This window comes from Streptomyces sp. NPDC001843, from assembly GCF_042891955.1.
GTDB lineage: Bacteria > Actinomycetota > Actinomycetes > Streptomycetales > Streptomycetaceae > Streptomyces.
Genome location: NZ_JBIATQ010000026.1, coordinates 1 through 26,335 on the forward strand (window position 1 = coordinate 1; position 26,335 = coordinate 26,335).

The following is a 26,335-nucleotide window of genomic DNA, read 5'->3' on the forward strand; positions in this document are numbered from 1 at the left end:
AGCCGGTGGCCGTTCGCCTATGCGGGGACCATCCCGATGCCGGAGCAAACCCCCGGATCAGGGCGAACCCGTACACCACTTCCCTGGACGCAACCGGACAACGCGCGTCTTCGACCTCCTGGGCAGGAACGGTTGGCCGAGTAGGTGAGGGACTGGGGTATCAGCACTGCTGAACCTAGTCGCCGGACAAAAGCGTGAGGGCTCCCGACCACAGCACGCCCGGGTTGATGCACTCGGGGTGGAAACCCGTCATCCCCTCAAGGAACTCCATCGTTGTGGTGGAGTTCTTCAGTTGCCGGTCCGCAGCGTCGAGGTAGCGCCTCGTGCGGCCGATGTGGGCCGCGTCGTCCGGGCGGGCCGGGTCTTGGTGGCCGGCCACCACGAACTCCACTCCGAGCGCCTTCACTTGGCGGGGTGCCCTTCGCGCGTCGCGGCCACCACCCTCGGACTCCGCGAGCGAGAGGTGCACGCCGTTGTAGACGACGTTCCCCCTCGACGGGGACGAGCGCGTGCCCCTCCAGACTCAGTCTGCCGACCGGCGCACTTTTCGTGGAGCCCGGTCGCCCAACCCTCCGAGCCCACCACACAAACCGCTCGGCGAACGTGGTGACGAACCTGCCGGGAACGAACACCTCGATCACGGTCAGCGACTCGGGTGTTGCCCCATGCTCGACCCAATTGACGCATGGCCTACGAACAGGGCGCCCCCTGCCCACCACAACGAGTCCGCCGGAGACCGCCGGATGGCATACGGCCCGGCAAGCCGACTTCGCCAGAACCGGGGCATAGCGCTATACCCCGGGGCGATCCCCTAGAGCCGTTAAGCCCGTTTCCCACCGTTCTGCTCCCGGACGGTGTCGAACAGGGAGGTCAGAGTTGGACTTGCCGCGAGACTGCCCAGCAGGACGTGAAGCGACTGCCGTTCCGTGGCACCCAGGTCTGCGAGGATTTCGGCGTCGAGATCGACGAGCGTGCGGTTGAGGCGGGCCAGGACCTTGCGCCCTTCGGCGGTGATGTCCACGGCGTAGCGGCGACGATCCTGCGGATCTCGTGTCCGCTCCGCGTATCCGGCGCGCTCCAGGTCGTCGAGACTCGTCACCATCGTCGCGGGGTCGATGCGCAGGAACGAGCCAAGTGCCAGTTGCGGCATCGCACCGTTGTCCGCCAAAGCCTGCAGGACGCTGTAATGCCGCACCCGCAGGCCGGTCCCGCCGATGCCGTCCTCGGCGATCCTGAACGCCACCTGCCCGAGTTTGACCAGCAGGCAGATGGTGTGTTCGGCCACTGTCCCCGGAACCAGCGGAGCCTCGGACATCGTTTATCCCGCCCATGGTTAGTCGTACGTATGGTCCTGTCCATCGTACGAGAAGGTCCGAGGCACCAGGACCGCTGCAGGCCGGCGAGATTCCCCACCTTCCGTCGGCTTACGGCCGGTGCGTCCTGGGTGCTCAGCCGACGATGGCCCGACCGAAGATCTGCCGGGCTATGACCCACTTCTGGATCTCGTTGGTGCCCTCATAGATCTCGCCGATCTTGCTGTCCCGGTAGATCGCCTCGACGGGGCCGGGGCTGCCGTCGGCACCCAGTTCGCGCGCGAAGCCGAGGCCTCCGAAGGCCTGGACGGCGTCGCGCGCCATGTCCACCGACAGCTTGGTGGCGTAGTACTTCGCCATCGCGGCCTCGGGCTCCGGGGACGGGTTGCCCGCGTCCAGGCGCAGGGCGGCCTTGGTGTAGAGGGTGCGGGCGTTCTCGATCTCGGTGGCCCGTTCGGCGAGCAGGAACTGCCAGTGCTGGTTGGCGGCCACCGGCTTGCCGAAGGCGTGTCGCGTCGACAGGTGGGCCACGGTGTGGTCGAAGGCGGCCTGCGCCATGCCGACCCCGGCAGCCGCGATGCCGATCCGGCCGTAGGTCAGAGTGGACAGCGCATGGCGCAGTCCGTGTCCCTCGGCGCCACCGAGGAGATCGTCGTCGGTCAGGTGCACATCCGTGAAGCGGACGTCCGCGGTGAGCTGGCCGCGGTTGCCCATCTTGCGGTCGGGAAGGCCGACCTCCACTCCGGGAAGCGCCGTGTCGACGATGAACATGCTCAGCCGGGTGCCGGTGCGGGCGAGAACCACCACGACCCCGGCGACGGGCGAGTTGGAGATCCACCGCTTGTGGCCGTTCAGCACCCAGCCGGCCTCGGTGCGTATCGCCTCGGTCTGAACCGCCTGCGGGGACAGGTCACTTGAGGCATCCGGCTCGGTGGTGGCGAACGCGCCGACCACTGAGCCCTCCGCGACCTTTCGCAGCCATCGCTGCTGCTGCTCCTCGGTGCCCTGCCGCAGGGCGTTGCCCGCCAGGATGCAGTGCACATCGAAGACGGCCGCGACGCTGCTGGAGTAGTAGGCCAGTTCCTCGATGGCCGCGGCGGTGGCGCTCGCCGGGTGGGTCAGACCGTCGCCGCCGACCTCGCTGGGGAAGGGGATCCGGAAGACCCCCGCCGACGCAAGCCCGTCAAACACCTGCCGGGGGAAGCCGTCCGTGCGCTCGTCGCCGCCCGCGATCGCCACGGCGTGCGGAGCCACTTCGTGCTCTGCGATCCGGCGCACGGCAGCGCGAACGGACTGTGTCTCTTTGGGGGCCAGGAGCTCGTGGTAGAGCCGGTCGATCTGGCGTGCGGGAGTGGAAGTCATACGCGGAAGATACCATTAGCATCGCGTATGATTAGCTCGGCAATCTATTTTGGAGGTTCGACCATGACACAGACGCTGGCCGACAAGACCATCCTGATGTCGGGAGGCAGCCGCGGCATCGGACTCGCCATCGCCCTGCGCGCGGCCCGCGACGGTGCGAACGTGGTGATGCTCGCCAAGACCGCCGTGCCGCATCCGAAGCTCGAAGGCACGGTCCACACCGCCGTTGACGAGATCGAGCGCGCGGGCGGCAAGGGGCTGGCCGTCGTCGGTGACGTCCGCAACGAGGACGATGTGCGCACCGCTGTCGACGCGGCGGTCAGCGCCTTCGGTGGCATCGACATCGTGGTGAACAACGCCAGCGCGATCGACCTGTCGTCGTCGGAGCAGCTGGAGATGAAGCGGTACGACCTGATGCAGGACATCAACACGCGTGGCACGTTCCTGCTGAGCAAGGCCGCTGTCCCGCACCTGCGCAAGGCGGGCAACCCGCACATCCTCACGCTCTCCCCGCCGTTGAATCTCGCGCCGCACTGGGTGGGGAAGCACCTCGGTTACACGCTGTCGAAGTACGGCATGAGTCTGTGCACCATCGGGCTCGCCGAGGAGCTCGCCGCCGACGGCATCGCCGCCAACTCGTTGTGGCCGCGGACCCTGATCGACACAGCCGCCGTGCGCAACGTGGTCGGCGGCGCCGGACAAGCCCGTAGTCCGCGGATCATGGCTGACGCCGCGTACGCCATCCTCACGCGTGACGCGCGGAAGTGCACCGCCAACCTGTTCATCGACGACGAGGTCCTGTCGGACGAGGGCGTCACCGACCTGTCTGTCTACAGCCCTGCCGACTTCGAAGGTGATCTCGCGCTCGACATATTCGTCGATCCGGCCTGATCCCACACTGCTCAGTCGATGAACGCGAGAGCGTTCTCGATGCCCTTCTCAATGCCCTTCTCAATGCCCTTCTCGAGGACCTCATCGGCGAGCTTCGAGTCGAAGGCGGCGCGGGACAGCTGCAGCGACCTGGGCCTTCGCAGCGGTCGAACTAGTCGAGCAGGGCCCGGAGGGACATCCGAGGCCGCACTGGCCCCGGTGCTCGGGCGACAGATAGCCGAGAACGAGATCCTCGAGTCCCGGGCAGCCGGGCCGCAGAGTGCCGTACCGCGCCGCCTGCATGCGTAGCTCCTCTACGACGACGTTGGCGACGAGGTCGGCCCCTTGATGCCACAGGATCCTCTGACGCCACAGGATCCTCCGTTCATTCCGCAGGGCCATTGCCTTGCACGTCATCCCGAGCCTATGGTCTGTCGAATGTAATGCTATGACTCACATTTGATGGCGCCGTCAGAGTCAGAGATGAGGCATGCCGTGAGTGAGGTCTTCTTCCAGCCCGCAGTGGAGCAGTCACGCGCGCTGGCCGCGGGTGAGATCTCGAGCCGAGAACTCGTCGAGCTCTATCTTGAGCGGATCGCCACCCATAACACCGCGTTGAACGCGGTGGTGACCCTTGACCCCGAGCGGGCCCGTCGCGAGGCCGGGGAAGCGGACGCCGCGCGGGCGGCCGGGCGAGACCTCGGTCCTCTGCACGGTGTGCCGATCACGGTCAAGGACAGCTTCGAGACAGCCGGGATGCGCACCGTCTGCGGGCGAACAGACCTCAAGGACTACGTGCCCGACCAGGACGCCGAGGCGGTCAAGCGGCTGCGTTCGGCCGGTGCCGTGATCATGGGGAAGAGCAACATGCCTCCGGGTAACCAGGACGTCCAGGCCGACAACCCGGTGTTCGGTCCTTCATCGAACCCGTGGGACACGACCCGTACCTCGGGCGGATCCGCCGGGGGCGGCGCCGTCGCCACCGCCGCGGGCCTAACGGCGTTCGACTTCGGCTCGGAAATCGGCGGATCGACCAGGATCCCGTCCCACTTCAACGGCCTGTACGGGCACAAGTCGACCTGGCGGTCCATACCCCTCATCGGGCATGTGCCCTACGGCCCGGGCCCGGGACGATGGACCGAGGCCGACATGGGCTGCGGCGGCGCGCAGGTCCGCGACGCCCGTGACCTCGTCCCGATCTTGCGGGCAACGGTCGGGCCCGCCGACTACGACGGCGGTTTCAGCTACACACTCGCACCGCCGCGCGCGACCAAGCTCGCCGACTTCCGGGTCGCCGTCTGGAGTGAGGATCCCGCGTGTCCCGTCGACAGCGACGTCGCGGCAGCCGTGGACGATGCAGTCACTGTGCTGCGGGCGGCCGGCGCGAAGATCACGGTCCAGCCCGCCGGCCTCCCTGTCGACATCGCGACGAATCACGAGAAGGCCTTCCAGCCCCTGCTCTTCGGCGCGGGCGACCGCACCGGCCTCGCTCCTGCCTCCAGCGCCGCGGTGCTGGCCCGGTTCGTCCAGCACCCGCGGGGTGACGCCGGTCCCGCCCTGCTCGGAACCTTCCAGTCCCACTATCACTGGCTGCAGGCCCACATGGTGCGCAATGAGATCCGGCAACGATGGTTCGAGTTCTTCCAGGACTTCGACATCGTGCTCATGCCGGTCACCCCGACGGCCGCCCCCGCCCACCACAACAAGCTGATCGACTGGTTCGGGCGGCCATTCGAAGTCGAAGGTGTGCGACGCCCTTACTGGGACCAGGTCAAGTGGAGCGCCGTCGCCAACGTCTCCGGGGGGCCGGCGACGACCATCCCGGTGCGCCGAGGCAGGAGCGGACTGCCCATCGGTCTGCAGGCCATGGGCCCGAGCGGGGGCGATCTCACCACCATCGAGTTCGCCGCCCTGCTGGGCCGGGAAGTAGACGGCTTCGTGCCGCCTCCGGCCTTCGTCCAGACCCCCACCACTGGACCCTGACCACCCGCCCGAAGACCCCGAAGAACGACGATGCACGGCTTGAGCCGCAACGCGTCACGACTGCTGACGGATTCCGCGTCCCGCTACCCGGAACGCACCGCGATCGTCTTCGGCGACGACCGCATCACGTACGAGGCCCTCGACGCCGCGGCCAACCGGGGGGCGAACCTGCTCGTCTCGCGCGGGATCCAGCCCGGGGACAAGGTCGCGCTGTCCTGCCCCGATTCTCCGGCATCTACTTCGGCACCCTCAAGGCCGGCACCGCGGTCGTGCCGCTGAACGCGCTGTTGCAGGGCCGCGAGGTCGCCTACCACCTCACCGACTCCGACGCGAAGGGCGTACTTCGCCTTCGAGGGCACCCCGGAGCTGCCGATCGGAAAGGCCGCCTGGAAGGGATTCCGCGAGAGGGCGGACTGCACCGAGTTCTTCCTGATCGAGAGCGGCGGCGCGCCGTAGTCCGGGAACGAGACGCCGGAGTCCTACACCTCGGTCGTAGCCGAGCAGCCCGTGACGTTCCGGACGGTCGAACGCGACGAAGACGACACAGCGGTGGTCCCCTACACGTCCGGCACCACCGGCCACCCCAAGCGCAGAGCTGCGTCACCGCAACGTGTATGACAACGCGCTCGCCGGCATCGACCTGTTCGTTTTGAGGGGGCAGCGCCCTGTTACATGTTGATCATGTGGCCCGCGAGGCCGTGGACGGCTTCCTTGACCGCCTCGCCCAGGGTGGGGTGGGCGTGGACGTTGCGGGCGACCTCATGGACGGTGAGGTCCCACTGCTGGGCCAGGGTCAGCTCGGGAAGGAGTTCGGTGACGTCGGGGCCGATGAGGTGGCCGCCGAGGAGTTCGCCGTACTTGCCGTCGCTGATCAGCTTCACGAAGCCGCCCGCGTCGCCCAGGCCGTGGGCCTTGGCGTTCGCGGTGAACGGGAACTTGGCGACCTGGACGTCGTACCCCTTCTCCCTCGCCTGCGCCTCGGTGTAGCCGAAGCTGGCGATCTGCGGCTGGCAGAAGGTGGATCGCGGGATCATCACGTAGTCCAGCTCCATGGTCTCCGCGTCCGCGATCGTCTCGGCGGCGACCACGCCCATCGCCTCGGCGGCGTGCGCGAGCATCAGCTTCGCGGTGACGTCGCCGATGGCGTAGATGTGCGGTACGGAGGTGCGGCAGCGGCCGTCCACGTCGATCGCGCCGCGCTCGGTGACGCGGACGCCGGTGTTCTCCAGGCCGTATCCGGTGACGTTCGGGGCGAAGCCGATGGCCTGCAGGACCTTGTCGGCCTCCAGCACCTGCTGGGTGCCGTCCTTGCCGGTGACGGTGACTCGGACCTGCGGGCCGGACTCGTCAATCGACTCGACGCGGGTCGAGCTGAGCACGTCGATGCCCAACTTCCGGTACTGCTTGGCCAGTTCGGCGGAGACCTCGGCGTCCTCCAGCGGGGCGATACGGTCCAGGAACTCGACGACAGTGACCTTGACGCCGTAGTTGTGCAGCACATAGGCGAACTCGACGCCGATGGCCCCGGCGCCGGCGATCACGATCGACTGCGGCAGGTCCTCGGCGAGGATCTGCTCCTCGTACGTCACCACGCGCGCGCTGCGCTTGGTGCCGGGCAGCAGCTTGGGGGTCGCCCCGGTTGCGATGATGCAGTTCTCGAAGCCGATGGTGCGGGTGTTGCCGTCGTAGTCGGCCACCTGGAGTGTGTGCGGGTCGAGGAACGAGCCGCGTCCGCTGATTTCGGTGATCTTGTTCTTCTTCATCAGGTAGTGGACGCCCTTGACCCGGCCGTCCGCGACCTTCCGACTACGGCGGAATGCCTCCCCGTAGTCGAAGGAGACCTCACCATCGACCTTGATGCCAAAGGTCTCCGCCTCGCGCGTGAAGACATGCGCCAGTTCGGCGTTGCGCAGCAGGGCCTTGGTGGGGATGCAGCCCACGTTCAGGCATACGCCGCCCCAGTACCTCTCCTCGACGACCGCTACGCGCTTGCCCAGTTGGGCGGCCCTGACGGCGGCTACGTACCCGCCCGGGCCCGCGCCGAGTACGACGACGTCGAAGTGCTCACCCTGCTCGTCCATGGACCATTCCTTTCCACTGGGACGGTCGACTCCACGTCGGTGGCCGACTCGCTCCCGATCGCACAACCTGTTCGTCAACTCAGTCGCTGTGGTTCAACGCCCCGATGCCGTGATCCATGCCCGCGCAGCGATCACCGACGTGCCGAGGCCCCGTCGACTTCGTGTACTCCCGCCTCGGCGGCGCCGAGCCTGAGGGTGTCGAGCCCGAAGGCCGCGACCGGACCGTGCACACCGGGCTTCAGGACGGCATCCGGCGCCGCCGCATGGACTGCACCCCACGCCAGGAGGGAGCCCGTCATCTCGTAGGGATCGGGTCCGGTGAGGGCCGTCGTGGCCAGGGGACGACCGTGGCCGTCGCGGGCGACCGCGATCACCAGGGAACGGCCGTCGGTGTCCGGCTCACGATGTGCTCCCGGGAGCCTCCCGGACCACCGCGTCAGAGCAGCCCGCACCTTCGCCGACCTCAGCAAGGGCGCCTGGAGCATGGCGGCGATCTGTACCGGACGCGTCCACCGCCCGAGCCAGCCCATCCCCACCTCGACGCTCTCCAGCCGAGGGAAGACCTCGGGCAGGCCGAGATGCTCCGTGCCCGGGACGGTCATGGCCGGGCGTCGCACACCGGCGTAGCGGAAGGTGAGGACACGCTTGGCGGCCCGCTCGTCGACCAGTCGGGAAGAGGCTCCAGGACCTGGGGAGCGGTAGGCGAACCCGTCCTCGGCCACCGCGGCGACCAGCGTCTGGCGCGTGCCACCCGTGGTCAGGTCCCAGGAGTCGCGCAGGGTGCTCCGGTAATGCAGCTCACTCCCGCGCCCCGAACGGGTGATGAAGTAGCCGATCTCGACATGGCATGCGCGCTCGCCCGCCTGTTCCAGGGCCAGGGCGCCGGCGAGGTTGCCGGGCACGTAGTCGTAGCCGAACGCGGGCACGAGAGTCGCTCCCCGGGCGGCCGCGACGGAGTCCAGTTCAAGGAGGACCCGGCGGGCGAAGGGGCCCTCCCCCGTGGAGTCGAAGTAGCGCGCTCCCGCCCGCGCGGCGGCCGTGACCGTGGCCATGCCCAGTTGCATGAACGGCCCGACCGTGGAGACGACCACATCGCTGGGGCCCAGAAGGCGCGTGAGGCGGGCGGAAGAGGTGACGTCCACTTCCGCCACCGGCAGTTCCGCCTCGAAGCGGTCGGCCAGGGTCAGCATCTTCGTTCGGCTTCGCCCGACCAAGGTCGGCTTCTCACCTCGTGCGAGCAGTTCCCTGAGAACTCGCCGCCCGGTGTACCCCGTCGCACCCAGCAACAGGATTCTGCGCTTTTCCACGGCTACGTCTGCCTTCCGGAGGGCACTGTCACGACGACCACTGACCGACCACGAGTCATTCACTGACTTCAGGTCATTGAATATACGATGGTCAACATGAGAGGGCCAAACCGACGACAGCTGTATGCGGAGCAGACCCGGGCGGACCTGGTGGCGGCCGCGCGCAAACTCTTCGTCGACAACGGGTTCGCGGACACGTCGGTGGAGGCCATCACCGCGGCGGCGCAAGTGAGCAAGGGCACCTTCTACCACCACTTCCCGGACAAGAAGGCGATGTTCGCCGAGCTCTACACGCAGTTGCTCCAGCCGGTCGGAGCGCTCGCCGACGCGGCGTCCGAGGCGATCCGTGCGACACCGGGCAAGCCTGCCTTGACCGCCGTGTCGAACCTCACGCACGCCTTCTTGCGGCGGACCATCGACGATCCCCTGCATCGAGAGCTCATGGCCCAGGCGCCCTCGGTGCTGGTGGAGCAGTACCGGCACATCAACGACACGGTGGCCCAGCCGCCGATCGAGCGGCTCTTGACTGTCCTGGCCGAACGCGGTGACGTGGAATCGGATGTTCCGGTCGCCACCGTCGCCCGCCTGCTGTTGGCCGTCCTGTGCGAGGGTAACCAGATCATCGCCGCCGCGGCGGACCGGGAGGACGCCCTGGCCAGGACGTTCCACACGATCACCCTGCTAATGTCGGGCCTGGCGGCGGACGGCGTCAGCGCGCACGGTTGACGTCGACCAACGCCTGCAACAGCACTCCTCGACCGCACCCGGCCGTGCCGCTACCGTGCCGCCTCGTTCTCGATGTCACGGACCAGGTCGATGGCCCGGCCGATAGTGGTGAGCCGAGCGTCGAGGGTCTCTCCGGCCGGATAGAAACGTACGGTGTCCACACCGGCGTCGCGCCACACGCGCAGCCGTTGGCGCACCATGCCCTCGGTTCCGATCAGAGTGGTCGCCAGCACCATTTCGTCGGTGACCAGGCCGGCCGCGCCGTCCCGGTCACCGGCCTGCCAACGTGTGCGGACTTCGGCCGCCACTTCGGCCCAACCCTGGCGGCTGTAGGCGTTGTTGTAGTAGTTCGTGGTCGCGGAACCCATGCCGCCGAGGCTGAAGGCAAGTTCCTTCTTGCGTCCGGCCACCATCGCGCTCAGCGCGTCCTCGTCGTCCGCGAAGGCGACCTCGGCGCCTTGGCAGATGTCGAGGTCGGCACGGGCGCGACCGGCGGCGGCAAGGCCCTGGTCCAGGTGGTCGAAGTACGCCTCCTTGGCGCCCTCGGGCACGAAACTGGTGCCCAGCCACCCATCGGCGATCTCACCGGTCAGGTGCAGCATCTTCGGCGAGAGAGTGGCGAGGTAGACCGGAATGTCATGCTCGGCACGCATCGACAGACGCATGGGCTTCGCCTGCCCGCCCGGCAGCGGAATCCGGAACTCCTTTCCTGAGTAGGAGACTTTGCCGCCCGCGGCGGCCTCCCGCACGATCTCGACGGTCTCCCGCATCCGCACCAGCGGCCGGGCGAAGGACACGCCGTGCAGCCCCTCGATCACCTGCGGCCCGGAGGGGCCCAGGCCGAGAAGGAAGCGCCCCTCGGAGATCTGCGACAGTGTGATCGCGGCGCGGGCGATGGCCATCGGCGTGCGGGTGCCGAGTTGGATGATTCCGGATCCGAGGAGCATGCGCTCGGTCTTCGCCGCGAGGTAGCCCAACGGCGAGGGGGCCTCGGAGCCCCACGCCTCCGCCACCCAGCAGATGTCGAGACCGAGCTTCTCCGCCTCGGTGACATAGGCGACGATCTCCCGCCAGTCGCCCCCGGAAGCCTCGATCGTGGTGGAGGTACGCATCAGAGCCTCGCCTCGCCCGCGGGCCGGGCCCTCTCGGCCAGCTTCTTGATCTCTTCGAGGGTGATGGTCATGTTGGCCTCGAACTCCCGCATGCGCACGAAGACGATCTTCTGCTCCTTCTCCGGCATGCGATCGATGGCGAAGGAGAGGCCCGAACGGGCCGGCCCCATCTGCATCCATTCGCTCAGCAGAGTGCCACCGCCCTGCGGCTCCAACGTGAACCGCCAGATCGCCGTCGGGTTCTGCGGATTCTCGACGGCCCAGGCAAGCAGCCTCGGCGGCTCGCACTCGACGATGTGGGAGGTGGTGGCCCACTCCCCGAGTGCCTCGTGCTTGCTCCGGCCGATGAACCGGGCTCCCAGGGCAGGGGCGGTCCTGCCGTCCAGCCATTCGACGGACTGCAGTTCGGAGCTCATACGCGGCATCAACTCGATGTCGGACACGAGCGTCCACACCTGTTCGGGCGGAGCAGCGATCCAGGTGCGGACCTCCACCGTCGGCTTGTCCGCATAGCGCGCGCCTGTCCACTCCATGTTTCCTGCAGCCTCCATGCCGATCCGAGAACTCCCATGACCAGATGTGACCAGTAAAGTTGCGTAGATGGACTCACCTGTCAAGGGAAAGCGCAGCCCCAGCAGAGCCGCTGAGTCAGCCGGCGAAACGCTCCCGCACATCCGGCCGTTCGGCCAGGCGTGGCGGATAGCCGGGGCCCATCCGAGGACTGGTGTTCTCCGCGGTCATCTGCTCACCACAGGAAGAACACACCACCTCGGCGTGGGCTTCCTGTCCGCAGGCCTCGTGCCGCATGACTACCGGCGGGCCCTGTTCACCGGACAGCCAGCGGTCCCCCCACCGGTTCATCACCAGCAGCACACCGTAGAAGTCGCGCCCCTTCTCCGTGAGCACGTAGTCGTACCGAACCGGCTCCGTCTGGTACGGCCGTTTCTCCAGCAGCCCCTCGTCCACCAGCCGACGCAACCGGTCCGTCAATGTGTTGCGCGCGATCCCCAGTGACACCTGGAACGCGTCGAACCGCCGGATCCCGTAGAACGCCTCACGCAGCACCAACGGCGTCCACCAGTCCCCGAGCAGGTCCATGGTGCGCGCGATCGAACAGGGCCAGTGCGCAAAGGATGTCCGCCTCATGACCGTCAGCATAGGTTCGTCCAGTCGTAAGACCCAGCAGGTGGAGCGGTGACAATTCATCCGCGCGACATCTTGCGCTCAATAAATAACGAAGTTATGTTGCGGCCATGAAACGTGACTTGCTGGGCAGAAAACTGGTTGTCACCGGAGCGGCGCGCGGCATCGGCGAGAAGGTGGCCCGCCTGGCCATCGCCCGAGGCGCTCAGGTGGCCTTGATCGGACTGGAACCCGATCGGCTCCGTGACCTCGCCCGCGAGCTGGGCCCCGCCGCTTCCTGGCGTGAGGCCGATGTGCGCGACGGCACCGTCCTGCGGTCAGCGATCGACGAGGCCGCGGGGGTCATGGGCGGCATCGATCTGGTCGTCGCCAATGCCGGGGTCGTGGCGTACGGGACCGTGCGACAGACGGACGAGGCGTCGTTCGAGCGGGTCCTGGACATCAATCTGAACGGTGTCTTCCGGACCCTCAAGTACGTGACGCCCCATCTGGAGCGCAGCCGGGGACACGTACTGGTCGTGGCGTCCGCGCTGTCCTTCATGCCGCTGGCGGCGATGGCCTCCTACGGCGCCAGCAAGGCCGCGGCCGAGCTGCTCGCCCTGACCTACCGCCAGGAGGTGGCGCACCTCGGCGTCACGGTCGGCCTGGTGCACCCCTCCTGGATCGACACGGATCTCGTCCGGGGCGCCGAGGCGGACCTTCCCTCGTTCCAGGGCCTGCGCAACCGGCTTCCCTACCCGGGCAATGTCACCACGAGTGCCGACCGGGCGGCTGCCGCGATCGTCGACGGGCTCGTCCGCCGCCGCAGCCGCGTGTACGTCCCCCGCGCGGTCGTCGTGGCCAACTGGGCCAAGGCAGCACTGAATTCGCCACTGGCCTGGCCATGGGCGAGGCGCTTCGCGGCCCGTGCCGTTCCGTCCCTCGAACGTGAGGTCGCGGCGCTGGGGAGGCATGACCAGCTCACGCCGGGCACCGGTACCTCTGCCGCGGAGACCAAGTCGCCCTAGCCGCACATAAGCAGTCCCGCGCGGGACCGCGACCTGACCTGCCCTGCCGACTCTCACCGACCTTGAACGATCGAGTCGTAAAGGCGCGCGCCCGCCTCGTGCGAGGCTTCGGCCCGTTCCCGCTCGTCGCCCAGACCGACAGAGAAGTTCACGCCCATCGGCCGCATCACCTGCGCCACGGGGTCCTCGAACTCGCCGAAGTGCTCGGCCAGCTCAAGGGTGATGTACCCGTGGACCAGACTCCACAACTGGGCGGCTATGACTTCAGGTTTCTGCCGCTCGGCCCTGCCCGAGTCCACGAGCCGTTGACATGCCGCGGCGATATGGACGTGGGCATCCCTGAAGGCCGGCGAATGGCCGCTCAAGCGAAGGTCCGCGTCCGACAGCGGCCGGTACGTCGCACGAGTGGACAGGCCGAACATCAGGTCATACAGGTGAGGGTTCTCGTGGGCCACTCGGCGGCAGGTCAAAGCCATGGCGAAGAGATCCGCGATCGGATCATCCGTCACCGGCACCTGGGCGAACGCCCCGGCGAGCTCCCTGAAGCCGTGGTCGGCGACGGCGCGCATCAGCTCGGGGATCCCACCGAAGTGGCCGTAGACGACCATCGTCGACAGCCCGCTCGCGGACGCCACCGTACGCGCCTTGATGGCCGACGGCCCCTGTTCGGCCAGCAGACCGACAGCGGCTCGCACCAGCCGCTCCGGTGCGTCATCGAGCTTCGGCCGCCCTGCCATGCCTCTCGCGCCTCCACCATTGACACTCTTGAAATAACTTGGTTATGTAACTCGTCACGGCAATAGTACACATCTCGAGCGACGTGCCGTTTCGGACACGGGGCGCGCCTCCCCGGACGGGCTTTCACGCACTGTCCCAGATTCCTGGCGCCGGCAGCCCCTCCCTCACTCGCTTTGCACTCCCCCATGAACCCAGCACGGGAGCAGAATCCATGCCATACAAAGACAAGGGTCATCTGGAGATCGAGGACCGCGGAGCCGTCCTTGTCGTCCGGGTCGACGGCGGCCCGCACCAGTTGTTCGGCCTCGACATCGCCCGGCAGCTGGACAAGCTGGTGACCCGGGTCGACCGCGATCCGAGCGTCCGTGCCGTCGTCTTCACCGGGGCACATCCCGAGCGGTTCGTCAGCCATGCCGCGGTCCAGTGGCTGCAGGAAGAGGGCGCCGCGAGCCCTACGGTCGGCCGGCGCGGTGCCGCCGCCGTCGTACGCATGGCCAAGCACGTGGACCGGTCCCGTCTCCTCGGGCCCGTGATGCGCAGGACCCCGATGCGCGGAGCCCTCCAGCTGGAGCGCCTGCACACGACCTTCCTCCGGATGAACGCCAGCGGTGTCCTCTTCGTCGCCGCGCTCAACGGTTCGGCTCTCGGCCTCGGCGCCGAGTTCGCCTGGGCCTGCGATCTGCGGGTCATGGCCGACGGGGACTTCTTCATCGGCCAGCCCGAAATCCTCCTCGGCATCATCCCGGGCGGAGGCGGCACCCAGCGGCTGACCCGCCTGATCGGCACCCACCGGTCCCTGGCCGCGATCCTCGAAGGCAAGCCGTTCACGCCCGCGGAGGCGCTCGCCAACGGGGCGGTCGACAAGGTCGTACCCCAGGACAAGGTCGTCGCGCAGGCGGTCGAGCTCGCAGAGCACTTCGGCCGGCGGTCGAAGGGGTCGGTCGCGGCCGCCAAGAGGTCGGTATACCTCGGCGGCTCGATGCCCCTGGAGGACGGACTCCACGTCGAACGCGCCGAGTTCTTCACCCGAGTCATGTCGAAGGACGGCCAGGAACTGATGCTCGACTACATGAAGACGACGGACGTCACCGGCGAGCTCCCGCTCTACAACCCGGACACCTACGCCCAGGCGCTCGCCTCGGGCAGCGTGCCCGGGCACCGCTCGACGAAGACGACGCGGCGGTGAGCCGACGATGACCACTGCGCACCCCGTCACCCGCCACGACATCACCTTCCCCTCCGGCGACAGCACCTGTGCCGGATGGCTCTACCTCCCGACCGGCGTCACCTCCCCGCCCGTCGTCATCCTCGGGCACGGCCTCGGCGCCACCCGCGAGATGCGCCTGGACGCCTTCGCCGAGCGTTTCGCCCAGGCCGGCATCGCCGCCGTGGCCTTCACCTACCGGCACTTCGGCGACAGCGGCGGCCACCCGCGCCAGCTCCTGTCGATCAAGCGTCAGCTCGCCGACTGGGACTCCGCCATCGCCTACGTCAAGGCCCGCCCTGACATCGACCGCTCCCGCATCGCGGTGTGGGGCAGCTCCTTCGGCGGAGGCCACGCCATCACCGTCGCCTCTCGGCATCCCGAACTGCGCGCGGCCGTGTCCCAGTGCCCGTTCACCGATGGCCTCGCCTCCGCGCTCGCACTCGGCCCGGTCGCCTCGCTCAGGATGACCCCCGTGCTCGCCCGGGACATGGCGGCCAGACTGCGCGGCAAGGCACCCGCGATGGTTCCCATCGCCTCCGCCCCCGGTTCGCCGGCCCTCATGAACGCTCCGGACGCCCTGCCCGGATATCAGGCGCTGCAACCGCCGGGGACGACGTTCCGCAACGAGGTGGCGGCACGGGTCATTCCGACCATCGCCACCTACCGGCCCGGGCGTGCGGCGAAGAAGGTCGCCATGCCGATCCTCTTCTGCGTCAGCAACACCGACTCCGTCACGCCTCCCGCCCAGACCCTCAGGTACGCGCGCACCGCACCCCGGGGAGAGATCAAGAGGTACGACGCCGGCCACTTCGACTTCTACACCGGCGAGACCTTCGAGGCCCTGGTCCGCGACCAGATCGAGTTCCTCACCCGGCAGCTGCGCCCCGCGCCGGCATCGACTCCTTGACCGGATCGCACAACACCGAGACAGGTACGCCCGCCATGAACTTCGCTTCACTGCCCGACCGCCGCGCCGCTCACGACCCCGATGGGGCAGCGGTCTCGGACGGGCGCCAGTCACTCACCAACACCCAGTTGCTGGACCGCGTCCGTGCCGCAGCGCTTCAGCTCCAGGACCTCGGCATCGGTCCCGGCGATGTCGTGGCCCTCAAGCTGACGAACCGCATCGAGTTCGTGCTGCTGTTGTTCGCCGCCTGGCGGATCGGCGCCACCATCACGCCGGTCAACCCGAGCATGACCGACGTCGAGGTGGACCGACAGGTCAAGGACTCCGGTGCGCGTCTGCTGGTGGTCGAAGACCGCGAGGCGCCCGTCACGGACGGTACTGCCGTACTCGCCGTCGGCGCACTGCACAAGGAAGGGGCGAGTTCGGATCACGCACCGCATGTGGACCCGTCCGCGCTGGCTCTCCTCATATACACCAGCGGCACCACCGGGACGCCCAAGGGCGTGATGCTGGACCACGCCAACATCGACGCCATGACGGAGATGGGCCGCCTGTCCCTGGACATCGGGCCCGCCGACCGGTGCCTGCTGATCCTGCCGCTCTTCCACGTCAACGGCATCGTGGTCAGCATTCTCACGCCTCTTCTCGCGGGGGCGAGCGTCGTCATCGCGGGCGGCCGGTTCGACCCACACAGCTTCTTCGACCTCGTCGAGCAGGAGCGCCCCACCTTCTTCAGCGCCGTGCCGACGATCTACGGCATGCTCGCTGCACTCCCGGACGACGTGCGGCCCGACACATCGTCGCTGAGGTTCGGAGTCTGTGGCGCCGCACCTGCCTCCGCCGAGCTGCTGAACCGGTTCGAAGCCCGCTACGGGTTCCCTCTTGTCGAGGGGTACGGCCTGTCCGAAGGAACCTGCGGGTCCACCGTCAACCCCGTCGCGGGCCCGCGACGTGCCGGCACCGTGGGACTTCCCTTCCCCGGCCAGCAGATTCGGATCGTCGACGCCGAAGGTACCGAGGTGGGGCCGGGCACGGACGGTGAGGTCCTCGTGAAGGGCCCCAACGTCATGCGTGGCTACCTCGGCCGCCCCGAGGAAACGGCCAGAGTCATCGTCGACGGCTGGTTGCACACGGGCGATGTGGGTCACCTCGACGCCGAGGGCTACCTGACCCTGGTCGGGCGCTCGAAAGACATGATCATCCGTGGCGGGGAGAACATCTACCCCAAGGAAATCGAGGACGTCCTCACAGGCGACCCATCGGTGCTCGAAGCCGCCGTGATCGGCGTACCCGACGAGAAGTGGGGAGAGGTGGTCGTGGCCTACATACAGCCGCGACCAGGCCTGACCGTCGATCTGACGGCGCTGCGGGAGCTCTGTGCGCGCAACCTCACCGGCTTCAAGCGTCCGACCGAGTTCTTCGTGGTGGAGGCCATAGCGAAGAACGCGGTCGGGAAGATCGACAAGGCCTCCTTGCGCGCTGCCCACGTCGCGGTTTCCTGAGCTTCACCGCGCGCCGAACCTGGACGCCCAGGCAGCGCATATCCGACAGCGCGGCCGTGGGGGACGCTTCGGCGGGTGTCCCGGTCTCGGCCCGGATCTGACTGCGTGGCGGCCCAACCGGAAGCAACTGGGCCGCCCCTCGGTCCGGGAGGCGGCTCGGACGACTTGCCCCGGCCGGCCAGTGAGACTGTGGACCCGCAGGGGCGCCGCTCTCGTCGTGGTGGCTGGGTCACCGACTCGCCTCGTGGGCCAGGAACGACCGCAAATGGCCCAGCAGTGCATCCGGTTGCTCTTCCGGGATGAAGTGGCCGCACTCCGGGATTTCTGCTCCGGTGACGTCGTCCGCGTAGGCGCGCCAGATCTCCAGCGTCGGCAGGCGGGAGGGCAGCCCTGCGGAACCCCAGAGCGCCAGTACCGGCATGGTGAGGCGGCGGCCCTCAGCGGCGTCGATGTCGTCGAGGGCGACGTCCTGCTCCATGGCGCGGTAGTCGTCGAAACTCGCGCGCATGGCACCAGGGCGGGAGAAGGCTCGGACATATCTGTCGACCGCTTCGGGTGTCAGCCCGTGCCGGTTATAGGTCCACCGCTCGAAGAAGTACTCGAGATACCCGCGTACGTCGTGCCCCACGAGCCGCTCGGGAAGGTCGGGCTGCATCTGGAACAGCCAGTGCCAGTACCCGGAGGCGAGTGAGGCGTCCAGCCGGCGGAACATCTCCCGGGTCGGCACGATGTCGAGCACAGCCAGCCGTTCCACCTGATCGGGGCGGTCCAGCGCCCAGCGGTGCCCCACGCGGGCGCCCCGGTCGTGACCCACGACGGCGGTCGTCTCGAAGCCGAGTGCTTCGACGAGGCCCGCCATGTCGGCGGCCATCCGCCGCTTGTCGTATCCGGTCGAGGGCTTGTCGCTCAGGCCGTAGCCACGCAGGTCGGGTGCCACCACGGTGTGGTCGGCGGCAAGATCCGCCAGTACCGGCTGCCAGCAGTCGGAGGTCTGCGGCCAGCCGTGGAGCAGGACGAGCAGAGGACCGGATCCCGCTCGGAGGTAGTGCAGGCGGACCCCGTCCACCTGCGTCACGCCTGTGGTCACAGTGGGCTGTCCCATGGATGCGCCTCCCCGGCATGAACTAACCCTCTTAGAGGGTTAAAGCTAACGTGCAGAATGAAGGCGTGGCAACGGACGACACGTGGATCTGGGACGGCGGGCGGGTCTGTCTGGACTTCACCAACACCCTCCGCCACCGGTGGCGGCCCACGCCGGGGGAGACGCTCCGGAACTCGGGTGATCTCACCCTCTGGCTTCAGCGGGCCGGACTGCTCACACCGGGCATCCCGGATCCCGTGGAGGCCGCCGTCCTGGCATCGGGCCGACGGCTGCGCGAGGCGGTCGACCGGGCCGTACTCGCGGTCTCCGACGGCCGACTGCCCTCCTCCAGCGACGTCGTGCTGCTCAACGAATCGGCAGCACAGGTGCCCCGGCCGGCGCCGCAAATCACCATCAAGGGCGGCCACTTGGAGCCCGCCGGCACCACGACCATGGCACCTGATTCCGCGACCGCGCTGGCACTGATCGCGCAGGACGCCGTAGACCTGCTCCTGTCGACCGAGATCCGGCGCGTACGCGTGTGCGGCGCGGACACGTGCGCCCTACGCTTCCTGGACCGCTCGCCCGCCCACAACCGCCGCTGGTGCTCGATGTCCCGCTGCGGCAACCGCACCAAAGTCCGCCTCCACCAGGCCCGAGCCAGACGGAGTGAGCGCACCCCGGCGGACTGAGCCCACCCGGACTCCTGCCGCCACCGCGCTCAGCTCACTCCGCGGGCCTCAGACGAAATGCGGGGCCGGGGACACTCTCGATGTCCTCCGCCTGCACGGCGTGGCCGCGTTCGCAGCGGATCTGGGCATCGACGTGCGCACCGCATCCGCGGTGTCGCGTCAGCACGGCAGGGCCCTCCGGGTCGGCGCGGTAGCGGTCGCCCCACTGCAGGAGCCCCATCACAGCCGGGACCAGATCCACGCCCTTGGGTGTGATCACGTACTTCGGCCGACTCCGCGAACCCGGCTCCTTGTAGGTCTCGGTGGCCAGGATCCCTTCCTCGACAAGCATCCGGAGCCGGGCAGCGAGAAGGTTGCGGGGACAGCCGAGGACCCGTTCGAAGTCACTGAAGCGGGACGAGCCGTACCAGACCTCGCGCAGGATCAGGATCGTCCACTTCTCACCCACGACCTCAAGGGTCCGAGCGATCGAGCAGTTCGACATGTCCCGGTCGAGTCGGGTGTCCATGCCGGTGTCCTGAAGAGCTTCCGTCCTCGCATCCATGAGGGTGATTCTAACCCGACCTGAGTTTACTTTTCCATACTCAACAAGTAGCGTCATGACCACACGCAGACGACCGAGAAGATCACATGGAAAGGCGGCCAATATGAAGGCATTCGTCGTCGAAAAGTACGGCAAGGACGGCGTGCGCGCCGCCGAGGTACCCGAGCCCAGCGTCGGTGACCGCGATGTTCTGGTCAGGGTGAGCGCCGCGAGCATCAACCCGCTGGACAAGATGGTCCGCAACGGGGAGTTCAAACAGCTGTTGAAGTACAAGCCTCCGTTCGTGCTCGGTCATGACGTGGCCGGCGTCGTGACGCGGGTCGGTTCCGCCGTACGCGGCCTCGAAGTTGGCGACGAGGTCTACGCCCGTCCGCGCGACCTGCGGATCGGAGGCTTCGCGGAGTACATCGCGATCGACATGGACGACGTCGCGCCCAAGCCGGTCTCGCTCACCCCGCAGGAGGCGGCCGCGGTCCCGCTGGTGGCCCTGGCCGCCTGGCAGGTCCTCGTGGACCAGGCCCATGTGAAGCCGGGTCAGAAAGTGCTCGTCCACGCCGGTGCCGGCGGTCTCGGATCGACGGTCATCCAGCTCGCCAAACACCTCGGTGCCACCGTGGCGACGACCGCGAGCGCTCATTCCGAGAAGCTGGTCAGAAGCCTCGGTGCCGACATCGTCGTCGACTACAAGACGGAGGACTTCTCCAAGGTGCTGTCCGGCTACGACCTGGTGCTGGACGCCGTGGGCGGCGCGAACCTGGAGAAGTCGCTGACCGTGCTGAAGCCCGGCGGCCTGGCTGTGAGCGTCGTGGGCCCGCCGGACGCCGGGTTCGCCGGGCAGCTCGGCGCTCCCTCCTTCCTGGGGCTGGTCATGAACGTGCTCAGTCGCAAGATCCGCAAGCAGGCGAAGGCCCTGGGCGTTCGCTACCAGTTCTTCTTCATGCAGGCCAATGGCTCCCAGTTGCGCGAGCTCGGCGCCCTCTACGACAGCGGGAAGCTCCGCCCGGTCATCGACAGCACCTTCCCGTTCGATCAGACGCTCGAGGCGATGGCTTACGTCGAGCAGGGTCGCACCACGGCCGGCAAGGTCGTGGTCTCGATGACGCCCGACAGCAACTGAGATCAGGCCGGTCACACGGCATCCTCCTGGCATGATCACGCGGGGCCGACGACGCGACGGCAGGGGCGAGAGGCGCTCGCCGCGTCGGGCGGAACACCATCGACGGCTCGCGTGTCCCGACGCACGCAAGATGCGCCTACCTCAGCCAGCCGCTCCCGCAGCCGGGGTCCGGCCTGCCGGATTCTCGCGCACGGACCAGGCGTCAGCGACCGCGCCGAAGCCCTGCAGGCGTTACTCGTCGAGGAATTGAATGGCGTGCTTCAGGAACCGCTCGGGGTACTGGAACTGCGCTCCATGCCCGGCATCGGGGTAGATCAGCAGCTGAGCGTTGGGGATGTTCTGGGCGAGGTGCCAGGAGTTGATCGAGGCGATCATCACGTCGTTCTCGCCGTTGAGGACCAGCGTCGGCTGGGTGATCGCGTTCAGGTGGGCGTAGGGGTTCTCGCCCGGCAGCGGTTCCGCGTAGGCCATAGTCGCTTCGAACTGCGCCTGTGCGACCGCGGGCGAGCTCGGCGGGTCCTGGTCGGCCCGCTGGTGACGGCGCTCCCAGAAGGCCTTGCCCGCTTGCTTCGCGGCTTCCGAGCGGCCGAAGAACAGGAAGAGGAAGTCCTCCAGGGTGGGGACGGGGTTCAGGGCGTACTGAGGCACCTGGGGGTCACTTGTCGGGTCCCCGCCTCGGAGGCCGGTGCCGAGCAGGAGGAGCTTGCGCACCAGCTGGGGGTGGCGCAGCGTGACTTCCTGCGCCTGGAAACCGCCGAGCGAGAAGCCGAGCAGGTCGACCTGCTCCAGCCCCAGTGCCCGGATGACCGCGGCGATGTCGTCGGCCATGTCCTCGATCCGGTTACGCGGCGTGCCCGATGACGAGGCGACGCCGCGGCCGTTGAACAGGATGACCTCCCGGCCTTCGGCCAGGCCGTCGGTGAGCAGCGGGTCCCAGTTGTCCATCCCTCCGCGGAAGTGCTGGACCAGGAAGATCGGGACGCCCGAAGGCTTGCCCCAGCGCCGGTAGGCGAACCGGTCGCCGTCAACCTCGATGTACTGAGTCGGTGCGGTCACATGCGTGTCACTCATGGCTGAGCCTTTCTGGAGGGGTGAACAATAATATGACGATCGTAATCTAAAAAGTCAAGGTCTTAGATGTCGATCGACATCTATGTATGCTGGACCGTCGAGCGTCGACCGACGAAGGGACGGCTGGACATGCGGGTCACCAAGGCACAGGCAGAACAGAACCGTGCCCACATCGTCGCGACAGCCTCCAGGCTGTTCCGGGAGCGCGGCTATGACGGTGTCGGCGTGGCAGAGCTGATGGCAGCCGCCGGGTTCACCCACGGCGGGTTCTACAAGCACTTCCGCTCCAAGGCCGACCTGATGGCCGAAGCGTCCGCGAGCGGACTCTCGACGACCGTGGCACAGACAGAAGGCCTGGACCCCGCCGAGTTCGTCGAGCGCTACGTCTCACGGGAGCATCGCGACGGGCGCGGCGACGGCTGCACCATCGCGGCCCTCGGCGGCGACGCCGCACGTCAGTCGGCGGACCTCAAAACGGAGTTCGCGGCCGGGATCGAGAACCTGCTGACGGCCCTTCAGCCTCCAACCGATACGCCGGGGGATGCGGACCAGCGCGCGGCCCGCATGATGGTGATCGACATGCTCGCCCATTCGGTCGGCGCGATCATGTTGTCGCGGGCATGCCCGGACGGCTCTCCGTTGGCGGACGAAATCCTCGATGCCTGCCGCAAGGAGATTCTCGCGTCACTGTCACAGGGCAACAGCGACCAGCCGGCGGCAAGCAGTCCGGAAGCCTGAGGGCAGCCGACCGACGCAAGCCCAGCTCAGTACCTTGAACAGCACGAGGCCGGCCCCCAGTCGCCTCAGTGCGCACACCGGCAGAACCACCCCGCCGCCCTTTCGGGCGACCTTCTTCAACGCGCGATCCAGGCGCGGGGTGGGAGTGGGACCCGACGCCGTACAGGTGGGCAATCTCGGGAAGCCCAGCAGCACGCGGTGGCGGTAGCCCTCCGGCCGACCCGCCCCAGCCGTCCAGTCGTGCCGGTATGGGCGGCAATGGCCGGATGACCCTGCCATGCGGGGATGCGGGCCATGCCGCAGCCGAGGACTGCCCGGATGGTCACCTGGACCGAGTCCGGGCCGCACTTCAGCGAGGCAGAAGGACCTCGACCTGCCTGCGGATGTCCTGCATGATCTCCTCGACGCTCAGGGCGATGTTCACGCTCACCGCCATGCTGAGGAACATCACGGCGGACACGATGTGTGCCAGCGTCGCGGCGTCGCCCTCGGTGACCCGCTCGTCTCGGCGCAGCACGGCGGCGACGGCCTCCTCGGTCTGCGCGACGATGGCGAGTGCCGCGCCGTGCCGGGGCTCCTCGGGGTCACCGAAGACCATCTCTCGCAGGTAGGTGCGTCCGTTGTCGATCTGGACGCGGTTGCACTCGACGATCGGCCGGACGATCGCCAGCACCGCGTCCAGCACGCCTGGGACGGTCTCGGCGTCCGCCCGGCCCCGCTCAAGTGCTTCGACGTACTTGGCGTTCTGGACAAGGAGGAGGAGTTCGCCCTTGGTCTTGGCATAAAGGAACAGGGTCCCGGTGCCGATGTCGGCCTTGTCCGCGATCTGCTGGGTCGTGACCTCATCGACGCCGTGCTCGGCGAACAGATCACTGGCGGCAGCGACAATGCGGTCGAGTTTCTCCTGCTTGTTCCGCTCGCGCCGTCCGAGAGGCATGGCGGTGTCCTCCAGGGATAGATTCTGACTGTAATCAGTTATGATTGTACTCAATGTCATGTGGGCTCGAATGTGGCTCCGCTCATTCTCCCATCGCGGGGCGATGTGTCCTTGCCCCATCCGTGCGCAGCCACGTACTTCACATCCCCCTCGGAAAGAAGGAACCCATGCCCTCCCTCGATGGAGCAGTCGTCCTCGTCACCGGCGCCAATGGCGGTATCGGCACCCACTTCGTCCACGACGCCCTGGCGCGCGGCGCCGTCAAGGTCTACGCCACCGCCCGCTCCCCCCGCGCCTGGGACGACGACCGCATCGTCCCCCTGACCCTTGACGTGACCGACCGCACGTCGATCGACGCGGCCGTGGCCGCCGCGGCGGATGTCACCGTGCTCGTCAACAACGCGGGCGCCACCCCGCCGAGCGCGAGCCTGCTGGACGTCACCGAGGCAGACATCCGGGCGAACATGGAGACGAACTTCTTCGGACCGGTCTTCCTCGCCCGCGCCTTCGCACCGATCCTCGCCGCCAACAAGGGGTCAGTCCTCATCGACGTGCACTCCGTTGCCAGCTGGTATGCCTTCGGCGGCGCCTACAGCGCCTCCAAGGCCGCACTGTGGTCGGCCACCAACTCGCTGCGCATCGAGTTCGCACCCATGGGCGTCCACGTGACGGGGGTGCACATGGGCTACGTCGACACCGATATGGCCGCGCACGCCGACGGCCCCAAGATGCTGCCGACACAGCTGGTGACGACCGTCTACGACGCCGTCGAGGCCGGAGAATACGAGGTCCTGGCCGACGACTTGACCAAGGGGGTCAAGGCGGCTCTGAGCGGCCCGGTCGAGGCGCTTTACCCGGACCTGCACAGCACGGAAGCCTGAGCTTGTTGTTCGGTCCCGACGCGATCTCTTCACGTCGGGGACCCAGTGATCCATGGCGTGCGAACGGTCGGCCGACCAGTGTCCAGAAGCGGTCCACCGTCGCGGCCATCGAGCGGTGGAGGACATCGGCGGTCGATCCGGCAGCAGCCCGATCCGACCATCGTGCCGAAGACGTCGGAAATCAGGTGGGCCCCGCGGCAAATGAGGACGGACGCAGCATCCGCTGCATCCGTGCTCACTTTCTGATGGGTGTCAGCTTTGCTGGTTGGCGATGCCGATGTAGTGCCCGAGACGGTACTCGAAGTCGATGCCGGCCTGTTCGACGACGGCCTGCGTGCCTGCGGCCCGGGTGAGGAAACCGGGAAGCGTGAGGGAGTGGGCGAACTCGCCGTACGCGGCGACCAGGTCCCCGTCCGGGGGCAGGGTTGCCCGGTTGATCTGGGCTTTGGCCGAGGCGAGTGAGGCGCGGTCGAAGGAGGCGAGTCGGGCGGCGACGGTGCCGACGAAGGCGTCGAGTTCGCTGTCGGGGAGGGCGCGGGTGATCCAGCCCCAGCGTTCGGCGGTGTCGGCGTCGTAGTCGTCGCTGGTGAGGATGGCTTCCAGGGCGCGGTCGCGTCCGATGGCCCGGGGCAGGCGTTCGCTGCCACCACCGCCGGGCAGCAGTCCGCTGCCGACCTCGGGCTGTCCGAAGATCGCCTTCTCACGACTGGCGTAGCGCAGATCGAGAGCGAGGGCGAGCTCGTTCCCGCCGCCGCGGGTGCGTCCACGGATGACCGCGATCGTGATGTACGGCGCTTTGGAGAGTTCGAGGACCAGATTCGTCCAGGCCGGCACCGCGTCCGGGTCCTCGGGGGCGGGGAAGTCGGCGGCGGCGGCCAGGTCGAAGTGGTTGTAGAAGAAGTCGGGGGTGGCGCTGTCGAACAGCACGACCTGGATGTCCGGGTCAGTGGCCAGTTCGGTGACGATCTCGATGAGGCGCAGGACGGTCTCGCCGACGATGAGGTTGACGGGCGGGTTGGCGAAGGTGATCTTCGCGATCTGCGGTGAGGTGCGCTCGTAGTGGATGGTGCTCTGCTGCTCGCTCATGGCTGGCTCCGGATGCGTGGTGGGTATCAGACGGCGATTGGGGTGCGAGGAGGGCAAGGAAGCCGGAGCGGATGGATGTGCCGAGCAGATCCGGCGGTCCCGTTTCCCGTCTGCGCTGCTCACTCCTGGTAGTGCGGGAGGATCTCGCCGTTCTTGACGTAGGTGAGGGCGGCGGCGACGTCGTAGGCGTGGATCGCGGAGACCTGCGGTGCCAGCCGGTCGGACAGGTCCTCGATCGCGTTGCCGCTGAAGAAGGCGTCCCGTGCCGCGGTGTCGGTGAACCCGAGGCTGACCGAGGCGTGGAAGCGCTGGTCGTGGGGGTTGTCGTGGGCGACGTCCGGGGTGTCCCAGAGCTTTTTCGTCCAGGGCAGGAACGTCTGCGTGCGCAGTTCCTTCAGCACTCCGGTGCCGGCGAGCGCGGGGGCGAGCTCCTCGTTGACGAACTTCCGCAAGGCGCCGGCGCCGACCCCGTCCCTGCGGCGAAGGTAGATCAGCGCGCGGGCACCGACCGTCTCTCCGGGGCCCGCGACGTCGTACCACCGGGAGGAGTTCGGCGGGCCGGCGTAGAGCAGGGTGCGGCGGAACACGTTGATCTCGTCGGCGTAGGCCAGCTTCGTCTGCTCGCGCCCTTTCAGGGGTGCGAGCACCGATTGGAAGGTGACTTCCGCGACGCCGTCGATCTTCCGGTCTGCTGGGATCGCGGTCTGGACCCCGTCGATGGCCGGCCACAGGCCCGTGTTCTGCTCGGCGAGGTGGATCTGCCGGTACTCCTCCAGCCCCGGGGTGGCGGAGATGATCCCTGAGTGCGGGCCCTTCCAGTGGTCCATGCCGGTCTGGCGGGGCTGGTCGGTGCGCACCCACAGCAGGATCGAGGAGGTGAGAGGCTTCTTCACTTCCGGGGGCGCGGCGACCGGTGACGTGCTCATGATG

General features: G+C 67.9%; 28 protein-coding genes. 13 read left to right on the forward strand and 15 right to left on the reverse strand.

The features are described 5' to 3' along the window. Positions 1-175: 175 nt before the first annotated feature. The 3 genes from ACFYZQ_RS38345 to ACFYZQ_RS38355 form a co-directional block, all read right to left on the reverse strand. Positions 176-406 (reverse strand): hypothetical protein, encoded by a 231-nt coding sequence (locus ACFYZQ_RS38345; protein ID WP_389158541.1) that lies wholly within the window; start codon positions 404-406, stop codon positions 176-178. Between the two features lie 414 nt (positions 407-820). Continuing rightward, positions 821-1,285 (reverse strand): MarR family winged helix-turn-helix transcriptional regulator, encoded by a 465-nt coding sequence (locus ACFYZQ_RS38350; protein ID WP_389158544.1) that lies wholly within the window; start codon positions 1,283-1,285, stop codon positions 821-823. 163 nt (positions 1,286-1,448) lie between these two features. After that, positions 1,449-2,675, reverse strand: a complete 1,227-nt coding sequence (locus ACFYZQ_RS38355) for an acyl-CoA dehydrogenase family protein (RefSeq protein WP_389158547.1) — start codon at positions 2,673-2,675, stop codon at positions 1,449-1,451. A gap of 63 nt (positions 2,676-2,738) precedes the next feature. Between ACFYZQ_RS38355 and ACFYZQ_RS38360 the strand changes: the two genes are divergently transcribed. From ACFYZQ_RS38360 to ACFYZQ_RS38375, 4 genes are all read left to right on the forward strand, one after another. Beyond that, entirely contained in the window at positions 2,739-3,566 is an 828-nt protein-coding gene (locus ACFYZQ_RS38360) for an SDR family oxidoreductase (protein ID WP_389158550.1), read from the forward strand. A 474-nt stretch (positions 3,567-4,040) separates the two neighbouring features. Further along, positions 4,041-5,528 carry an amidase gene (locus ACFYZQ_RS38365; RefSeq protein ID WP_389158553.1) on the forward strand — a complete coding sequence of 496 codons (1,488 nt, stop codon included), beginning with the start codon at positions 4,041-4,043 and terminating at the stop codon, positions 5,526-5,528. Positions 5,529-5,567: 39 nt separating this feature from the next. Continuing rightward, positions 5,568-5,807, forward strand: a complete 240-nt coding sequence (locus ACFYZQ_RS38370; RefSeq protein WP_389158556.1) for an AMP-binding protein — start codon at positions 5,568-5,570, stop codon at positions 5,805-5,807. A 228-nt stretch (positions 5,808-6,035) separates the two neighbouring features. Further along, positions 6,036-6,146, forward strand: a complete 111-nt coding sequence (locus ACFYZQ_RS38375; protein WP_324613857.1) for an AMP-binding protein — start codon at positions 6,036-6,038, stop codon at positions 6,144-6,146. 50 nt (positions 6,147-6,196) lie between these two features. On the opposite strand, the gene lpdA is transcribed toward ACFYZQ_RS38375, so the two are convergent. Both lpdA and ACFYZQ_RS38385 read right to left on the reverse strand, forming a co-directional pair. Beyond that, positions 6,197-7,609, reverse strand: a complete 1,413-nt coding sequence (gene lpdA / locus ACFYZQ_RS38380) for a dihydrolipoyl dehydrogenase (RefSeq protein WP_389158559.1) — start codon at positions 7,607-7,609, stop codon at positions 6,197-6,199. 131 nt (positions 7,610-7,740) lie between these two features. Beyond that, the gene (locus ACFYZQ_RS38385; protein WP_234357681.1) at positions 7,741-8,979 is read right to left on the reverse strand and encodes a saccharopine dehydrogenase NADP-binding domain-containing protein; all 1,239 of its coding nucleotides are present in this window, start codon (positions 8,977-8,979) and stop codon (positions 7,741-7,743) included. Positions 8,980-9,012: 33 nt separating this feature from the next. On the opposite strand from ACFYZQ_RS38385, the gene ACFYZQ_RS38390 reads away from it, so the two are divergent. Beyond that, entirely contained in the window at positions 9,013-9,642 is a 630-nt protein-coding gene (locus ACFYZQ_RS38390; protein ID WP_389158563.1) for a TetR/AcrR family transcriptional regulator, read from the forward strand. A 50-nt stretch (positions 9,643-9,692) separates the two neighbouring features. On the opposite strand, the gene ACFYZQ_RS38395 is transcribed toward ACFYZQ_RS38390, so the two are convergent. From ACFYZQ_RS38395 to ACFYZQ_RS38405, 3 genes are all read right to left on the reverse strand, one after another. After that, positions 9,693-10,754: an LLM class flavin-dependent oxidoreductase gene (locus ACFYZQ_RS38395; RefSeq protein ID WP_389158566.1), complete on the reverse strand. Its 1,062-nt coding sequence runs from the start codon at positions 10,752-10,754 to the stop codon at positions 9,693-9,695. Continuing rightward, on the reverse strand, positions 10,754-11,287 hold the full coding sequence (locus tag ACFYZQ_RS38400; RefSeq protein WP_055705465.1) for an SRPBCC family protein: 534 nt from the start codon (positions 11,285-11,287) through the stop codon (positions 10,754-10,756). Before ACFYZQ_RS38400 ends, ACFYZQ_RS38395 begins: the two co-directional genes overlap by 1 nt. 115 nt (positions 11,288-11,402) lie before the next feature. Continuing rightward, entirely contained in the window at positions 11,403-11,900 is a 498-nt protein-coding gene (locus ACFYZQ_RS38405) for a winged helix-turn-helix transcriptional regulator (protein ID WP_387137785.1), read from the reverse strand. A gap of 107 nt (positions 11,901-12,007) precedes the next feature. Here ACFYZQ_RS38405 and ACFYZQ_RS38410 point away from each other — a divergent pair, with 107 nt between their 5' ends. Further along, positions 12,008-12,904: an SDR family oxidoreductase gene (locus ACFYZQ_RS38410; protein ID WP_387861805.1), complete on the forward strand. Its 897-nt coding sequence runs from the start codon at positions 12,008-12,010 to the stop codon at positions 12,902-12,904. Positions 12,905-12,957: 53 nt separating this feature from the next. Here ACFYZQ_RS38410 and ACFYZQ_RS38415 read toward each other — a convergent pair whose 3' ends face one another. Continuing rightward, complete coding sequence (locus tag ACFYZQ_RS38415; protein WP_055705468.1) at positions 12,958-13,641, reverse strand: TetR/AcrR family transcriptional regulator; 684 nt, start codon at positions 13,639-13,641, stop codon at positions 12,958-12,960. Between the two features lie 212 nt (positions 13,642-13,853). Between ACFYZQ_RS38415 and ACFYZQ_RS38420 the strand changes: the two genes are divergently transcribed. The 3 genes from ACFYZQ_RS38420 to ACFYZQ_RS38430 are packed head-to-tail and all read left to right on the forward strand — an operon-like array spanning position 13,854 to position 17,258. Next, positions 13,854-14,828, forward strand: a complete 975-nt coding sequence (locus ACFYZQ_RS38420; RefSeq protein ID WP_389158570.1) for an enoyl-CoA hydratase/isomerase family protein — start codon at positions 13,854-13,856, stop codon at positions 14,826-14,828. A 7-nt stretch (positions 14,829-14,835) separates the two neighbouring features. Continuing rightward, complete coding sequence (locus ACFYZQ_RS38425) at positions 14,836-15,756, forward strand: alpha/beta hydrolase (RefSeq protein WP_306503784.1); 921 nt, start codon at positions 14,836-14,838, stop codon at positions 15,754-15,756. Between the two features lie 35 nt (positions 15,757-15,791). Next, on the forward strand, positions 15,792-17,258 hold the full coding sequence (locus tag ACFYZQ_RS38430; protein ID WP_232032671.1) for a class I adenylate-forming enzyme family protein: 1,467 nt from the start codon (positions 15,792-15,794) through the stop codon (positions 17,256-17,258). A gap of 229 nt (positions 17,259-17,487) precedes the next feature. Here the strand turns inward: ACFYZQ_RS38430 and ACFYZQ_RS38435 are convergent, their stop codons facing one another. Further along, positions 17,488-18,360, reverse strand: a complete 873-nt coding sequence (locus tag ACFYZQ_RS38435) for an alpha/beta fold hydrolase (protein ID WP_232032672.1) — start codon at positions 18,358-18,360, stop codon at positions 17,488-17,490. 65 nt (positions 18,361-18,425) lie between these two features. Between ACFYZQ_RS38435 and ACFYZQ_RS38440 the strand changes: the two genes are divergently transcribed. Then, positions 18,426-19,031, forward strand: a complete 606-nt coding sequence (locus tag ACFYZQ_RS38440) for a CGNR zinc finger domain-containing protein (protein ID WP_389158575.1) — start codon at positions 18,426-18,428, stop codon at positions 19,029-19,031. Between the two features lie 34 nt (positions 19,032-19,065). On the opposite strand, the gene ACFYZQ_RS38445 is transcribed toward ACFYZQ_RS38440, so the two are convergent. Continuing rightward, positions 19,066-19,539 carry a helix-turn-helix domain-containing protein gene (locus tag ACFYZQ_RS38445; protein WP_031143657.1) on the reverse strand — a complete coding sequence of 158 codons (474 nt, stop codon included), beginning with the start codon at positions 19,537-19,539 and terminating at the stop codon, positions 19,066-19,068. A gap of 139 nt (positions 19,540-19,678) precedes the next feature. Here ACFYZQ_RS38445 and ACFYZQ_RS38450 point away from each other — a divergent pair, with 139 nt between their 5' ends. Next, positions 19,679-20,692, forward strand: coding sequence for an NADP-dependent oxidoreductase (locus tag ACFYZQ_RS38450; RefSeq protein ID WP_389158578.1), 1,014 nt, complete (start codon positions 19,679-19,681; stop codon positions 20,690-20,692). A gap of 231 nt (positions 20,693-20,923) precedes the next feature. Here the strand turns inward: ACFYZQ_RS38450 and ACFYZQ_RS38455 are convergent, their stop codons facing one another. After that, positions 20,924-21,763 carry an alpha/beta fold hydrolase gene (locus tag ACFYZQ_RS38455; protein WP_389158581.1) on the reverse strand — a complete coding sequence of 280 codons (840 nt, stop codon included), beginning with the start codon at positions 21,761-21,763 and terminating at the stop codon, positions 20,924-20,926. Positions 21,764-21,829: 66 nt separating this feature from the next. Between ACFYZQ_RS38455 and ACFYZQ_RS38460 the strand changes: the two genes are divergently transcribed. Continuing rightward, complete coding sequence (locus tag ACFYZQ_RS38460) at positions 21,830-22,501, forward strand: TetR/AcrR family transcriptional regulator (protein WP_389158584.1); 672 nt, start codon at positions 21,830-21,832, stop codon at positions 22,499-22,501. Positions 22,502-22,850: 349 nt separating this feature from the next. Here the strand turns inward: ACFYZQ_RS38460 and ACFYZQ_RS38465 are convergent, their stop codons facing one another. Then, positions 22,851-23,438, reverse strand: coding sequence for a TetR/AcrR family transcriptional regulator (locus ACFYZQ_RS38465; RefSeq protein ID WP_389158587.1), 588 nt, complete (start codon positions 23,436-23,438; stop codon positions 22,851-22,853). A 167-nt stretch (positions 23,439-23,605) separates the two neighbouring features. Here ACFYZQ_RS38465 and ACFYZQ_RS38470 point away from each other — a divergent pair, with 167 nt between their 5' ends. Continuing rightward, positions 23,606-24,319, forward strand: coding sequence for an SDR family oxidoreductase (locus ACFYZQ_RS38470; RefSeq protein ID WP_055705478.1), 714 nt, complete (start codon positions 23,606-23,608; stop codon positions 24,317-24,319). 252 nt (positions 24,320-24,571) lie between these two features. Here ACFYZQ_RS38470 and ACFYZQ_RS38475 read toward each other — a convergent pair whose 3' ends face one another. Then, entirely contained in the window at positions 24,572-25,405 is an 834-nt protein-coding gene (locus ACFYZQ_RS38475) for an enoyl-CoA hydratase/isomerase family protein (protein ID WP_055705479.1), read from the reverse strand. A 119-nt stretch (positions 25,406-25,524) separates the two neighbouring features. After that, complete coding sequence (locus ACFYZQ_RS38480) at positions 25,525-26,331, reverse strand: strictosidine synthase (protein WP_351476505.1); 807 nt, start codon at positions 26,329-26,331, stop codon at positions 25,525-25,527. Between the last annotated feature and the right edge of the window lie 4 nt (positions 26,332-26,335).